Annotated in this window: 12 protein-coding genes; 4 read left to right on the forward strand and 8 right to left on the reverse strand. The window is 45.9% G+C overall.

The features are described from left to right. Window positions 1-22 precede the first annotated feature (22 nt). From QN395_RS18045 to QN395_RS18055, 3 genes are read right to left on the reverse strand one after another with little or no spacing between them, the layout of a single operon-like run. Window positions 23-652, reverse strand: a complete 630-nt coding sequence (locus QN395_RS18045) for a class I SAM-dependent methyltransferase (RefSeq protein ID WP_323492586.1) — start codon at window positions 650-652, stop codon at window positions 23-25. A gap of 9 nt (window positions 653-661) precedes the next feature. Further along, entirely contained in the window at window positions 662-1471 is an 810-nt protein-coding gene (locus QN395_RS18050) for an HAD family hydrolase (protein WP_323492587.1), read from the reverse strand. Further along, a complete protein-coding gene (locus QN395_RS18055) occupies window positions 1468-2409 on the reverse strand; it encodes a CysB family HTH-type transcriptional regulator (protein WP_322118498.1) in 942 nt (313 codons plus the stop codon). Before QN395_RS18055 ends, QN395_RS18050 begins: the two co-directional genes overlap by 4 nt. A gap of 245 nt (window positions 2410-2654) precedes the next feature. On the opposite strand from QN395_RS18055, the gene QN395_RS18060 reads away from it, so the two are divergent. Then, on the forward strand, window positions 2655-4925 hold the full coding sequence (locus QN395_RS18060) for a patatin-like phospholipase family protein (protein ID WP_322118497.1): 2271 nt from the start codon (window positions 2655-2657) through the stop codon (window positions 4923-4925). A gap of 91 nt (window positions 4926-5016) precedes the next feature. Here QN395_RS18060 and QN395_RS18065 read toward each other — a convergent pair whose 3' ends face one another. Next, window positions 5017-6003, reverse strand: coding sequence for a fumarylacetoacetate hydrolase family protein (locus QN395_RS18065; RefSeq protein ID WP_322118496.1), 987 nt, complete (start codon window positions 6001-6003; stop codon window positions 5017-5019). A gap of 693 nt (window positions 6004-6696) precedes the next feature. Here QN395_RS18065 and QN395_RS18070 point away from each other — a divergent pair. Next, window positions 6697-8448 carry a methyl-accepting chemotaxis protein gene (locus QN395_RS18070; RefSeq protein ID WP_322118495.1) on the forward strand — a complete coding sequence of 584 codons (1752 nt, stop codon included), beginning with the start codon at window positions 6697-6699 and terminating at the stop codon, window positions 8446-8448. A 367-nt stretch (window positions 8449-8815) separates the two neighbouring features. Here QN395_RS18070 and QN395_RS18075 read toward each other — a convergent pair whose 3' ends face one another. The 4 genes from QN395_RS18075 to QN395_RS18090 form a co-directional block, all read right to left on the reverse strand. Then, on the reverse strand, window positions 8816-9922 hold the full coding sequence (locus tag QN395_RS18075) for a hypothetical protein (protein WP_323492918.1): 1107 nt from the start codon (window positions 9920-9922) through the stop codon (window positions 8816-8818). A gap of 359 nt (window positions 9923-10281) precedes the next feature. Next, the gene (locus QN395_RS18080) at window positions 10282-11424 is read right to left on the reverse strand and encodes an SLC13 family permease (RefSeq protein WP_322118493.1); all 1143 of its coding nucleotides are present in this window, start codon (window positions 11422-11424) and stop codon (window positions 10282-10284) included. A gap of 202 nt (window positions 11425-11626) precedes the next feature. Next, the gene (locus tag QN395_RS18085) at window positions 11627-11950 is read right to left on the reverse strand and encodes a chaperone modulator CbpM (RefSeq protein ID WP_323492919.1); all 324 of its coding nucleotides are present in this window, start codon (window positions 11948-11950) and stop codon (window positions 11627-11629) included. Between the two features lie 11 nt (window positions 11951-11961). Next, complete coding sequence (locus QN395_RS18090; RefSeq protein WP_322118491.1) at window positions 11962-12891, reverse strand: DnaJ C-terminal domain-containing protein; 930 nt, start codon at window positions 12889-12891, stop codon at window positions 11962-11964. A gap of 335 nt (window positions 12892-13226) precedes the next feature. On the opposite strand from QN395_RS18090, the gene QN395_RS18095 reads away from it, so the two are divergent. Together QN395_RS18095 and QN395_RS18100 are read left to right on the forward strand one after the other, a co-directional pair. Continuing rightward, on the forward strand, window positions 13227-13604 hold the full coding sequence (locus QN395_RS18095; protein ID WP_322118490.1) for a hypothetical protein: 378 nt from the start codon (window positions 13227-13229) through the stop codon (window positions 13602-13604). Between the two features lie 28 nt (window positions 13605-13632). Then, window positions 13633-13929, forward strand: coding sequence for a hypothetical protein (locus QN395_RS18100; protein ID WP_322118489.1), 297 nt, complete (start codon window positions 13633-13635; stop codon window positions 13927-13929). The last annotated feature ends 204 nt before the right edge of the window (window positions 13930-14133 follow it).

Genomic DNA, 14133 nt, shown 5'->3' on the forward strand with positions numbered 1-14133 from the left:
TGCGCACGATTCGTTGCTCCTACTACCGCAGCACACAAGTCAGCATCCAAAAATAATCGTTCCGGCGTATGCGGATATCTTTAGCAAATGAAGCAAATTTTTTGCGCATAAAACTATCCGTTGGAAAATTTTTCACGATATCTACACGAGTGCCATCTTCTTGCATGCGCTGTTGGTAAGTGTTGCCCTCGCTATCGGTGCGGGCGATTGGCAGACTGCTACCTTCGACATGATTATTGTCGATCAATACCAAAACACAATCTTGTCCGACTTTAGCGCGTAGCTTTTTCAAAAAATCAGCCTGCTCTTCTTTTTTTACATGCGACCACCAAAAGCCCGCAAAGCAAGCGCTGTAGTCACCCTGAGGTAAATCAAACGCATCAGCAATCGCAAATTTGACTGTGCCTTCAGGTAGATTTTTAGTTTGAGCAATATCCAGCATGATCTGATTGATATCCGTTGCCAAGACTGATTGTGCACTGGCTGCAAAACGCTCGGTCCAATAACCGGTGCCGCAAGCGACCTCTAATACTGTGTGATTCTCTAGTACTGCACTGACCCGTTCGGCCAATTCTTGCAGATCGTTCTGACGCTCTGGTTTGGCGTAAATGGTGTCGTAATTCTTCGCTCTTTGTGCGTAATAGTCGCGCATATTTTTCTTTCAGTTCAATAGGGTATTAATTAATTCTACAAATCCTGCGCCGTATTCTTGCTCGGTAATATAAGCAGGATGCGCGTCAAACCGGTCTACATATTTACGCACATTAGCAACGCCGACCGCATGCGGATAATGTGCAAACATACTGGCATCGTTGGCAGAGTCGCCAATAAATACATACTGTTGCTTTGCCAGTTCATCACTGACACCAAATACATCCTGCAATATCCGCTGGCTCATGCTTTGTTTAGAAAACGGTGCCACCGATGCGTGAGCATGGATGTTGCTGGTAGTTGCGTGCAAACCGTTTGAGCGGATCAGAGCAACGACCTGATTCAACTCATCCAACGCTAATGGTGAAATACATTCTCCGATATCAAATGCCAAATCGCCCACCCGTTGCGGGGCGTCTTCCGCCACCTGCACTTTGGGGAAATGTGCTGTCATTGTGACCGCAAACGCCTGCAATTGTTGTCTGTGTTGAAGTCGCGTGGCGGCATCAGCATAGAACATCGATTGTTGTCGTCCATGCTGATCTAGCCAAAAAGCACTAGCACCATTTTCCGCAATCACGGCATCAAAACTACACAAGCGCAATAAAGGTAAAGTCCAGTACGTTGGCCGACCTGTTACCGCAATCACCTTTAAACCTGCTTGTCTGGCGCTTTGCATCGCGTCCAAAGCTTCTAAAGTCAGTTTACCGTGTGTCGTGAAGGTATCGTCAATATCGGTGAGAATACCTTTGATCTGCGTGCGCTCATGCTGCGGCCAGTTAGCTAAAGGCTGCAAGCGCGACGTCAACGGGTCACTCATAAATCGTAGGTATCTTTACCGCCCTGCATCACCTGATCAATCAACTTGCGGTTTAAAGTGGGGGTCATCAGTTCGATAAAGGTATAGATATAACTTCGTAAATATGCACCCTGCTTGACCGCCACACGCGACACATTCATTCCGAATAAATGTCCAACCGGGATCGCGCGCAAATCTTTATCACGCTCTGTATCAAACGCCATACCCGCAATAATACCGACGCCCATCCCCAGCTCTACATAGGTTTTGATGACATCGGCATCAATCGCCTCCAGCAAAATATCAGGTTTTAAACTGCGTATTTCAAAAGCATGATCAATCTTGCTACGGCCTGCAAACGCACTGTCGTAGGTGATCAGCGGGAAATGAGCGATCTCTTCCAGCGTAATGTTTTTTGTCTTGAGCAAAGGATGATCAGGTGGTACCACTACCATATGCTCCCATTGATAACAAGGGAAGGAGATCAAGCCGTCAATCCCGGCAATTGCCTCGGTCGCAATCGCCAAATCTGCCTGATCTCGCATCACCATCTCTGCGATCTGTTTTGGATTACCCTGCAATAGCGAGAGTCTGACTTTAGGATATTTTTGCATAAACGCCTGCACTACTTTTGGCAAGGCATAGCGTGCTTGCGTATGCGTTGTTGCAATCGTAAAACTCCCCGTATCTTGGGCGGCATATTCTTTACCGATGCGTTTTAGACCATCAATCTCTTGCATAATCAGCTCAACTGACTTCAATACCTCACGGCCAGGCTCGGTCAAACCACGGATGCGCTTGCCGTGACGAGTAAAGATATCGACGCCTAACTCTTCTTCTAATTCGATGATCGCTTTGGAAACACCAGGTTGTGAAGTAAACAGCGCTTTGGCGGCTTCGGTCAGATTAAAATTTTGCCGGACAGCTTCGCGAACAAAGCGCAGTTGGTGTAAGTTCATGAATATACCTTGGTATTTCGGATCATATTTTTTGCGCAAAAAACGGCAAAAAAATCGGGAGATTTGCTACAAAACGTCTGCTAAACGGGTGAATTGGCAGTTAAATGACATTTTTGCGCATTAAAATAATGCCTGCCATAGTATATATTCTATTCAAGCAGATCGGCAGCTATGCAATACAAACTTAGGTATCGTACTATGTCGTCCGCTCCGCCTAATTCTGCTTAATTTCCAAAAACAATCCCATGCCCACCGCAAAAAAACTTTGTCTTGCCGTAGTCTGTCTGATCAGCTTGACCTCGCTTTTTAGTCAAAGCGCACTCGCCGAGCGCCTCACCACTACCAAACCGCTTACAAAAACAGCCAAAATCTGTGTTGCTCTATCAGGCGGAGGCGCACGTGGTTTTGCGCATGTGGGTGTACTTAAAGCGCTGGAAGAACTGAATGTACCGATTGACTGCATAGCCGGTACCAGCATGGGTGCGGTAGTTGGTGGTCTGTATGCAGCAGGACTGTCTGCAACCGAGATCGAACAAAGATTGCAAGCATTAAAGCTAGACGATATTGCGCTGGATCGGGTGCAAAGGCGCATGTTACCAGAAGCCTTGCGTGAAGAAGATACACAATATCCGCTGGGAGCAACACTAGGTTTGAGCGCCAGCGGAGTGCGCTTACCTAGCGGTGCGGTGCAGGCAACCCAATTTTTAGAGTTATTGCAGAACTGGACTGTGCATATTCAGCCTGATATCAACTTTGATAAATTGCCCATCCCATTTCGTGCAGTTGCTACCGATCTTGAATCCGGAAAAATGGTGGTCTTTGACAAAGGTCCACTCTACACCGCGATACGCGCCAGTATGGCCGCACCCGGCGTTTTTGCGCCGGTAGAAGTCAATGGCCGCTTGCTCACTGATGGTGGTCTGGTACGTAATCTACCAGTAGATATCGCCCGTAGTATGGGGGCAGATATCGTCATCGCCGTCAATATTGGTACGCCGTTGCTCCCACGCGATAAATTACAAAGCTTGTTTAATGTCAGTCAGCAGATGATCAATATCTTGACTGAGCAAAATGTAGAAATGCAAAAAGCGGGACTTAAGGACTCTGATATTTTGATCGAACCTGATTTAGGGTCGATCAGTTTTATGGATTTCGGCCGCTCGGCCGAAGCATCCGTGATTGGGCAAAATGCAGCGCAAGCCATCCAAGAAAAATTACTGTCATTAAGTTTAGAACCGCATCTGTATGCGGCTAAACAACAAACACGCTTACGTCCGCCCTTACCTAGTATCGATATCGCTTTTGTCGATGTAGTGACGGACGGTGCGATACCAGAAATGGATATCCGCCGTCAGGTATCTATCAAAATCGGTAGCAAATATAACGCCGAAGAGATCAATCGTAAGTTAGCAGTATTAAATATCACCCGAGAATTTGATAGCATCAACCACCAGCTTATACAACGCAATGGCGAGTACGGCGTGCAGATCAACGCTAACGGCAGAAATTGGGGTCCGCATTTCTTACGTTTTGGGTTAGCGCTATCTGGCGGCTTTGAAGGTGCCGGTGGATTCCGTCTGCAAGTCGGGCATCGCCGCCCTTGGCTGACAGATAGCGGATTAGAGTGGCGCAATGATGCAGAATTTGGCAGTCTTATTCGCATTCGGTCTGAATTGCGCCAACCTATTTTTGAGCGTGAAGGCTCCTACCTGTCGCCATATATTGAACTGGGACAAAATGCCCGCAATCTGTATAACGATGATGTCCGGATTGCTGAATACAATCTGCAAAAAGTTCAGCTCGGCCTGGATGTCGGCATTCCATTAGGTGAGCTCGGCACCTTGGGTGAAGTCCGCTTCGGTATCGCAGGCACCCGCTACCGCGTTCGTCCTAAGCTGGGTGGTGTCTTAGTTCAAAATAGCGATGGCAGCTTGGGGTCTCAGCCCTTACCTAGCGCAAATCTTCAACAAGCGGGCTTCAAAAGCTCGTTTGTGATTGACCAATTAAGTGACTCTGCCTTCCCACGCGATGGTTATAAATTAGCATCTAGCCTGTTTGTCGGCGTAGATAAAAGTCGTAGCAATTATCAGGAGTTTACTTTCGATAGCATCTGGGCACAAAGTATCGACAATCAGAGCATCAACTTAAAGTTAAGCGGTGCAGGTTTATTCCAAAACGACACAGAAATCCGCGGCATTGGCACTACGCTGGGCGGCTTCCAGCAATTATCGGCCTATCAGCCAGATCAGTTTGCAGGCAATTACCTGCTGTATGGCAGTGTGACGTATCTTTTACGCGCCGTAAAATTTGAGATGGCGGGACAGAATTTATTCTTAGGTACCTCTTTTGAGGCAGGTAATGTCTGGAATTCGCGCAGTGAAATATCTTTCCCCTCATTGCGAAAAAGCGCCAGCGTATTTGTTGGATTTAATAGTTTTATGGGGCCGATTTATCTGGGTGTTGCTGTTGCACCTGCGGGTACCAGAAACATCTTTTTCCAACTTGGCAGACAATAATCAATAGAGCGAACAAATAAATAAGGCGGACAAATTAATTTGTCCGCCTTATTTACGTAATCGGCTCAATTCAGATATTCATGCTGCATATTTAGCGATGGTATTCGACCACACTCTGCTCAATAGCGCCAAAAATCGACTTACCATTTTTATCCAGCATCTCAATTTTAATGCTGTCACCAAATTGCATAAACGGCGTAATCGGTTGTCCGCCAGCGATCATTTCTAATGCACGTTTTTCGGCAATGCAGCTATACCCTTTGCTGGCATCTTTATTCGATACCGTACCGGAGCCAACGATCGTGCCCGCACGTGCCTTGCGCGTTTTGCATAAATGCGTAATCAATTGGGTGAAAGAGAACACCATATCAACACCCGCATTGGGCTGGCCAACCAGCGTGCCATTTAAGGTTGAACGCAAAGGTAAATGCACTTTGCCGTCTTTCCAGGCGTCGCCCAATTCATCTGGCGTCACCGCAACTGGTGAAAAACTTGAGGCAGGTTTGGATTGAAAAAATCCAAATCCCTTCGCCAATTCCGCTGGAATCAAATTACGTAATGAGACATCATTGACCAGCATTAACAAGCGGATATGCTCTGCTGCATGCTGCACCTTGACGCCCATCGGGACGTCACCAGTGATGACAGCGACCTCGCTTTCAAAATCGATGCCCCACTCTTCTGACAGCATTTCTATATCGTCTTTAGGGCCAATAAAATCATCACTCCCGCCTTGATACATTAAAGGGTCATGCCAAAAACTATCTGGCATATCCGCATTACGTGCCTTACGCACCAACTCCACATGATTAACATAAGACGACCCATCTGCCCACTGGAAAGCGCGTGGCAACGGTGCCATGCAATTAGCGGCATCAAAATCAAACGTATTCACCGCCCTCCCCGCATTTAAGCGCTCATAGGCCTCGTCCAGTTGCGGCGCAATAAAACCCCAGTCATCTAAAGCCCGTTGCAAGGTAGGCGCAATGCCATCGGCAATCATGGCAGTTTTTAAATCGCGTGAAACAATCAATAACTGACCATCACGAGAACCATCTTTAAGGGTCGCAAGTTTCATAATTTATTCGTCTGTATTTTTCGTTTGTATTTTGAGAAGATTGAACCGACACTGCATGAATAGTCATACTGGTATCAGCAAAATTTATTACACCATTTTACACTGGCAGTGCTGATAAAACCCTGATCTGAGTATCCCAGCCAAGCTCGCATGAATGTCATTTATGCAAGCTAATGACGGTATCGTAATCCAGCTTGACAAGATATTCGGACTCTGTTTTTCTCTTGAACTCCCACCTATTTTTTCTTCTTTATTATTTCCGTTTTTTTATACAATCACTGAGTATATTTTAGTCGTCCATACATTAATTGGACTATAAAGCATTTTTTATAAAAATAATGGGGAGTATATTAAGGTCGATCATTATTGGATAGCAATCTGCTCTCGGCAAGTAAATAATCCAGGCTTTACTTCATATCAGAATTTAATATAATTTTTGTGTAAGTTTTGAATCAATTTCACGACTTAGCAGAATCAACATCTAATCAGGCAAATTCTGTGGCAACATAGTTTTGTATTTAAGACTCACGCCGCCAGAGCCGTTTTGCGTCAGTCTTGGCATTCAATCTTTACCTTAATCTTTACCTGAAGCCGTACTCTCAATTTGCACGCTCATGCCTGTCTAAAGTGTTTTGATTCCAGCGAACCGCTCCCACCGCTACTGTTAGCTGTGGTGAGCCAAAAGGAAGAACAATGAACTTCAATAACTTCAAAATCGGTACTCGCCTCGCGGTTGGATTTGGTTCTTTGATGATAGTACTGATCTTGCTGATTGCCATCAGCGCAATCCGTTTAACCTCCATCGGCAGTGCGAACAAACACATCGTCAACGAGAACTGGCCTAGCGCCGCACTGGCCTTTAAGATTGACGCCAAAATGCGGGAAAACGGTAGCCGGACGATGGAATTATTTATCATGTCTGACCCAGCAGCGCGGGCAAAACAATATGCCTCGATAGATGCAAATAAAAAACAGATTGTCGAGTGGACAGACCAGCTGACCAAACTGGCGACTAGCCAAAGCGCTAAGGATGTATTGGCAAAAATGCTGGTCTCCCGTACTGCCTTCGTTGCGTCGTTTTCTAAAGTTGCCGACCTGATCGAACTGGATCAGCGTGATGACGCTGCCAAGATGATGAGTAGCCAGACCTTCCCGGCCTTGGAGGTTTTATTGACTGATTTGAATACGATTATTCAAGAACAAAATAAAGAGATGGATGTTAATGGTGTCCAAATCACCGAGGATATTTCTTTCTCACGTACGCTGGTATTAAGTCTGGGTTTTGCTGGTCTGATTGCCGGGATATTTTTTGCCATTTGGATTACGCGCTCGATTACCGGACCGTTGGGAGAAGCGGTGTCTGTTGCGCGTCTGGTGGCAGAAGGCGATTTAACCCACCGCATCCAAGTCAAATCACGTGACGAAACCGGGCAACTGCTCAGCGCCTTAGCCGACATGAACAACAGCCTGGTGATGACCATAGGCCAGGTACACCGGAGCACAGAAACCATCGCCACGGCCTCCGGCGAAATCGCGTCCGGTAATGCGGATCTGTCTGCACGCACAGAATCACAGGCCGGATCACTGGAAGAAACTGCATCCTCAATGGAAGAACTCACCTCCACCGTTAAACAGAATGCCGACAACGCCAGACAGGCAAATCAATTAGTCATTTCTGCTAGCGGCGTTGCGGTCAAAGGCGGCGAAGTCGTTGGACAGGTGGTTGAAACGATGGGATCGATTAAGGAAAGCTCACGCAAGATTGTGGACATTATTGGCGTAATTGATAGCATTGCCTTCCAGACCAATATCCTCGCTTTAAACGCTGCCGTAGAAGCTGCCCGTGCTGGTGAGCAAGGACGTGGCTTTGCGGTGGTCGCATCAGAAGTCCGCAACCTTGCTCAGCGCAGCGCAGGTGCGGCAAAAGAGATTAAAGAACTGATCAGTGACTCAGTAGAAAAAGTTGATCACGGTAGCAAATTGGTCGATCAGGCTGGCCAGACTATGGGCGAAATCGTCGAGTCTGTGCGCCATGTCGCCGACATCATGGCCGAGATCACTGCGGCCAGCCAGGAGCAAAGTTCTGGCATTGAACAAGTCAACCAAGCCATCACACAAATGGATGAAATGACACAGCAAAATGCAGCGCTGGTCGAGCAAGCTGCCGCTGCCGCTGAGAGCATGCAAGAAGAAGCCGCAGCCCTGACCAATGCAGTCAGCGTGTTCAAACTCAATACATCTTCAGGTTTTGTAACGCCAAACATCAGCACGCCAAAATCGACCAGAGCCACCAGTACTACCTCCGCAATCAACAAAGCGCCGGACAGAGTATCAAGCGCAAAACCAGCACCAATGAAAAAGCTGGCCGTTAAATCATCGATAAAGCCAGCTCCGACGAAGAAATCTTTGCAGACTGAATCTACCGAGGGCTGGGAAGAGTTTTAGCAACTGCATTGAATATGGATTGAATATGAATTGAATATGGATTTGACACCAAGCTACATATACTCCCCATAATTTTTATTAAAACCAACTTCTAAGCCAATTATTGTATGGACAACTAAAATATACTAATTATGAGTATTTAGAATAAGCTGGCAAGAGAATTTCATATGCTATCGCTGGCTTATTTGAAAAATGCTTGCCCGATGAATAGTTGAATAACGTGCTTTGACAGTGAGCTTTTTTCCTTTTATTAGAAAACAGAAAAGAATTAAGCTTCTGAAAAAAATAAAAGCCCCAGCATAAACTGGGGCATTTTTATTATTACGATTTGAGTCTAAGTGCTTTAGCGATAGTTACATATCCTAGTTCAACGGCGATCCGGCTCACGCTCACCATTTCGATTATCTCTGCCACGCTCAACTTCAGGTTTTTTCTCAGCTTTATTTTCTCTTGGTGGCTCACCCCTGTTATCACGAGATTCATTTGGAGGTCGCTGTACTTGGACTGGCACTGCTGGTTGCACTGGCTGATTAGTTTTCATCGGCTGTGGTTGCATTTGCTGATTTGAACGCGATCGTGCTTGTTGCTCTGCACGATCTTGCTCCGCACGCTGAGTTTGCTCGGCGCGTTGTTGTTGCTCTACACGCTGGCCTTGCTCGGCACGTTGTTGATGCTCAACACGCTGGGCTTGTTCGGCACGTTGCTGTTGCTCGACGCGCTGTTGCTGCTCAAAACGCTGGTTTTGTTGCTGCTGCTCAGCGCGTTGGTTTTGGTCGATACGCTGCGATTGCTGCGGCTGCAACGGTTGGGCCAAGCGTTGATTTTGATCTACACGTTGATTTTGCTCAATGCGTTGATTTGGTGTATTGGGCATATTGTGCTGCGGTTGAAATCGTTGTTGTGTGATGAATTCATGCGGCTGATAGCGATAATTTTCTACCCGGATTGCATGTTGCTGCTCTATCGCACGAGGATAGCGGTTGCCTGAATACTGGCGCTGATAAATCGGCAACGGTACAGGTTGTGGAATTGCACGGTGATCCCAATGATCCCAACCACGATGGCGCGCTTCCCAATCACGTCCCCAATACTCACCCCAGCGCGGAGGAGCATCGTAGCTCCAGACACGGAAATATACCGGCGGACTAACGTAGTATCGAACTGGGACGCGTAATACATACAGAGGTACATATTCAGGCTGAGTTAATTCCCAAGGGCCGTTATACCAGCTACTGGCATACCAATGATCGCGTTGGTATACCCAATACAAACCATCATAAAAAAAGTAGTTGGAATTTGAACCCGGATAATAATAAACTGGGTAGTCTGGCACTTGAACTAACTCAGGATAAGAAGGCATATCAACGCCGATACTAATGCCAGGTAATTGCACATCAATATCAACTTGTGCCTGCGCTGATGTGATCGAAGCGATCAGCATTGAGAGCGCAATCAGTGGATAACGGATTTTCATTTTTTATCCTTTTAATCTTTTAGTAAAACAAGTAAGACCTGCTTTAATAGTAGTTTGCCATTCATCAGCAAACAGGTTCAGTACGGCAGCGTACGTTAAACATTTTCCATTGTCAGAAGTAATATCTTGGCTATCAATTTATAAAGATACGTCGCAAAGAATACTCATCAAAATTATATGGCTGTGCACATGCAGGTATAACGCTACCGCTATCATTTTGGTGTACATTGCAATGAAATTTACTTTAGGAGATGCGCAAAATTGTCTCAGCGAAGCGAAGCGAAGCAAAGCGAATAAGATAAGACTCTACAGCTAGGAACTAAAACGCAACTTGGACGGTTTTGCGTAAGTCCTATAAATTAAAAAATCAGTACATAAGCTGCCGCCATTGCAAAGCATAAAAACGGCACCGAATAGTAATGAAATACCAGCCAGGCCTTGCGATCTCTTGCCATGCGCAAGGCGATCAGATTTGCCAAAGAGCCAACCATAAAACCAAAGCCGCCGATGTTTACGCCGTAAGCAAGTACGCGCCAGTCCTTAGAATATTCTGCCAAAGCGATCGCAGCAGGTACATTACTGATCACTTGTGATGCGACGATACTGGTCCAATACAAACGCCGTGTGATATTTAAATCTAATCTGGAGATTAAATGATGGACGACATCCAGACTGACGAATAAACGCAAGTCGATAAACATCAAGATAAATACTAACAGCAAACCCCAATCAACCTGGGTCAATACCTTCGGGCGTACTAATAGAAAAATCAAAATCACCGCAGCAATGGCCCATACGGTCTGGTGCAAATCGGTAGCAATCAAAAATGGAATATATAGCGCGATTGAAGCAATAAATAAGTGGCGATCAAGCGCTTGCGCCGTTGATTTATCTTGATTGTCTGAGACAGCTTTATTCGGAAATATAAAGATCGTCAGCGCAATCATTGCTGCAACAAGTAGCAGCACCAAGGGCAGCATATGCAAGACAAACTGGCCGAAGGACACGCCCGATAACTGCCATAGAAATAAATTTTGTGGATTACCAATTGGCGTTAAAGCAGAACCCGCATTAACTGCCAGTGCCTCAAAAATAATCAGCTTGGACGCCGGCATACCGTTTAAGCGACACACGCCCAGTGTGAGTGGCACGACAACAAACAATGCGACGTCATTGGTTAAAAGCGTTGACAACATCGCTGCTGCCATCACAAAACACAGCGCAGTCGCACGTTCAGTCGCCATCAAGGTAGTCAGATACAAGCCAAGGCGATGCAATGATCCGCTGACCTCTAGTCCTTTAGTCAAAATCAGTAAACCAGTTAAGGCGGCAATGGTTGGCCAATCAACTAAGCTCGGATAGCTACTAATTTTATCTGGCGCGATCAAGGTCAGTACGATCAACGCCACAAGCAAAATCAGCAATAAGACATCCTCAATCAGTGCGGATACGGTGCGCTTTAAATGACGCTTGATGTAATCTGTCAGGGTTGGTGTAAGCATGGACGATATTCTTGGTTCGTTCACTTGAGGTCAGCTAAGGTCTACTAATTAATATACTCCCTATTATATTTAAAAATAATGCCTCATTGTCCAATGATTATAAGGACATCTACAATATACTCATATGGTGTATCTATACAGGACGAACGTGGCAATCGATAAGGAATATGGATTTTACGATAATCCACATGCCGTTTATTTACTAATTTTCTGTTGAAGCTGCTAATGTAGGCTGCTTTAATTCTGCCTCTAAAGCCTGAACTCGCTGCAGCAACGTGAGCGCTAAACTCAGTCCATTACGGTCAAGTTGAAAGTCGTCTCTCAGTCTGCGCGCCATTTTGACTGTCATCACATATTGAAGATAAAACAACCTCGGATTGGCGCTGCGATCTAGCGGAACAATAATCTCATGGTCAATTAACTCCTCGATTTCTTCCAAGGATAAACCTGAGACTTCGATCAAATGATCGATCTGGCAAACATCAAGATGATTCAGCCAGATGGATTGGTCTATTTCTCTATTCATGTATTGGCTCACTATGCAAAATGCCGACGTGGATTAAAGTCAGATACAGCCGCTAATTGTTCAAATAATTCGTGCTCGCGCGGACTGACTGTTTTTGGAACTTGAATTTGGACGACGGCATAGAGCGCGCCGATATCACCATTGGCCGATAACAGACCGCGCTTAGCCAGCCGCAATTTTTGTCCGGCGATCGTGCCAGGTTTGATGGTCAGCTCTACCGCACCCTCCAGAGTTGGGAGCTGTATGATTTTTCCTAATACCGCCTCCCAAGGCGTCAGCGGCAAATCCATATATAAATCACGACCACTCAGTCGATACAGAGGATGCGCTTGAAACGCTAAAGCAACATACAAATCGCCAGCCCGACCGCCGTTCACCCCTGGCCCACCCTTGGCGACTAGCCGCAAGCGTTGTCCGTCCATTGCCGCCTTAGGAATCGTGACACGAAAAGTACGCGTCACTCTATGCGCCAAGCCATTTTGGTCATACTCAGGCAATTCGGCACGGACATCAATTTCTGCGCCGCTGACAAGCTGTTCCAATGACACCGGCGCAGTAATCTCATAATCTTGCCCGGCTTGCGGCATCGCTTGTCGCGGATGATGAGTCCGTCGACCAGCGCCAAAGTTGGCAAACAGATCGGATAAATCAACATCATTGAAATCGGCTTCACCCGCATTAAAATGCTGCTGCCAGTCTGGTGGGGGCGTAAATTTTTCACCCGACGACCGTTTACCCAAATCGTCGTAGGCTTGTCTCTTTTCAGCATTTTTTAAAACAGCATAGGCTTCCCCGATTTCTTGAAATTTCTCTTTACCCTTCGGATCTTTAGAAATATCGGGGTGATATTGATGCGCAAGCTTGCGATAAGCCTTCTTAATATCCGCTTCTGTCGCCGTGCGCTCCAATCCCATGATCTGATAATAATCTTTGAATTTCATTAGAAGCCTTGAGTGATCGCCAGGTGCTGGATAGCTTCTGATTTTAAATGGGATACCAACAAATATGCGTGCGGCATCGCACCGACTAGTCAAATTAGTTAGCGTATTTTTGATTTAAATCAAACATCATGAGAGATGCCATGACACACATTATTGCGGGACGATTGCAACAGAAGGCGCAGGTTGAGCATGCAATCAATCAATTAATACATGCCGGTTTTGCCGAACAACAAATAAGTTCCTTCTAAGTTAACCCTTCAGGGCAACATAATTTATATCCCATCGGCGGTGATCAGGAGGTATCGCCTGGCGCCAGAGAAACTGGAGAAGGTGCCATGCACGGTGCCGCGACTGGCGGTGCTGTTGGCGCAGCTGTCGGTATCGCAGGAGTACCTTTAACTGGTCCCGTCAGTGCTGTACTGGGTGCATTAGTCGGAGCGCATATCGGCTCTCTGATCGGTGGATTATCCAAAACCAAAGAGAAAGGCGAGAAAGAAGAAGACGAAGAAAATAAATCCAACATACGACAATCCGGCATGGTGGTCGCCGTTAGTGTAAATGGTGCGGACAAAGAAAACGCCGCAATTACCCTACTTCTAAAATTGGGTGCCAATCAGATCGAAAGAGCCGAATGCAATATTACAGACGGCAATTGGCAGGACTTTGGTCCGCTTAAATCACCCGAATTAAACAAAGCCTCAATGCAATCTTAATTCAGATATAGGATCTAATAAACATACCATGACGATAAAAGTAAAATCCAGCAAGAGTAGCGTCAAGAAAGATGTCAATAACGGTACTAATCTTTTGTTACCACATGATCATGATGAGGTATCAGCGAACGCCGTTATCAAACCTGATAAAAAAATGAAGCAGGCATTTGTTGACCTAGAACGCGGCTTAGTAGACACCGATTTGCGCGGAGAACGTGGCGTTGAAGAGGTAGTGACATCAAAAAAGATGCTGAAAAATAAGCGAGAAATTGCGGTGAAAACCGAGCCAGGCATCAAGCCAAAAAAGACGCAAAAGCACACATAAAAACGTGCATAAAAATGTATATAGCACGCTTAACACTCCCTACTATTATTGACGCCACGTATAAAATACTATGCGCGAATATAAAATACCCCCTATTAGTATATTTTAATCGTCCATATAATCATTCGACAATAAGACATGGCGGATTCAGCTACGAAGAGCAACGGGAGGTAAGTTTTAGGGGGAGTATATCCAAATTATAAA

Origin of the sequence: Undibacterium sp. RTI2.2 (assembly GCF_035018705.1) — a bacterium.
Classification (GTDB): domain Bacteria; phylum Pseudomonadota; class Gammaproteobacteria; order Burkholderiales; family Burkholderiaceae_D; genus Undibacterium.

Excerpts from the sequence above, each read along its gene's own strand:
- QN395_RS18060 (WP_322118497.1), top strand. The coding sequence starts at position 2,655 with ATGCCCACCGCAAAAAAACTTTGTCTTGCCGTAGTCTGTCTGATCAGC.
- QN395_RS18075 (WP_323492918.1), bottom strand. The coding sequence starts at position 9,922 with ATGAAAATCCGTTATCCACTGATTGCGCTCTCAATGCTGATCGCTTCG.
- QN395_RS18095 (WP_322118490.1), top strand. The coding sequence starts at position 13,227 with ATGCACGGTGCCGCGACTGGCGGTGCTGTTGGCGCAGCTGTCGGTATC.
- QN395_RS18090 (WP_322118491.1), bottom strand. The coding sequence starts at position 12,891 with ATGAAATTCAAAGATTATTATCAGATCATGGGATTGGAGCGCACGGCG.
- QN395_RS18085 (WP_323492919.1), bottom strand. The coding sequence starts at position 11,950 with ATGAATAGAGAAATAGACCAATCCATCTGGCTGAATCATCTTGATGTT.
- QN395_RS18080 (WP_322118493.1), bottom strand. The coding sequence starts at position 11,424 with ATGCTTACACCAACCCTGACAGATTACATCAAGCGTCATTTAAAGCGC.
- QN395_RS18045 (WP_323492586.1), bottom strand. The coding sequence starts at position 652 with ATGCGCGACTATTACGCACAAAGAGCGAAGAATTACGACACCATTTAC.
- QN395_RS18050 (WP_323492587.1), bottom strand. The coding sequence starts at position 1,471 with ATGAGTGACCCGTTGACGTCGCGCTTGCAGCCTTTAGCTAACTGGCCG.
- QN395_RS18055 (WP_322118498.1), bottom strand. The coding sequence starts at position 2,409 with ATGAACTTACACCAACTGCGCTTTGTTCGCGAAGCTGTCCGGCAAAAT.
- QN395_RS18070 (WP_322118495.1), top strand. The coding sequence starts at position 6,697 with ATGAACTTCAATAACTTCAAAATCGGTACTCGCCTCGCGGTTGGATTT.
- QN395_RS18100 (WP_322118489.1), top strand. The coding sequence starts at position 13,633 with ATGACGATAAAAGTAAAATCCAGCAAGAGTAGCGTCAAGAAAGATGTC.
- QN395_RS18065 (WP_322118496.1), bottom strand. The coding sequence starts at position 6,003 with ATGAAACTTGCGACCCTTAAAGATGGTTCTCGTGATGGTCAGTTATTG.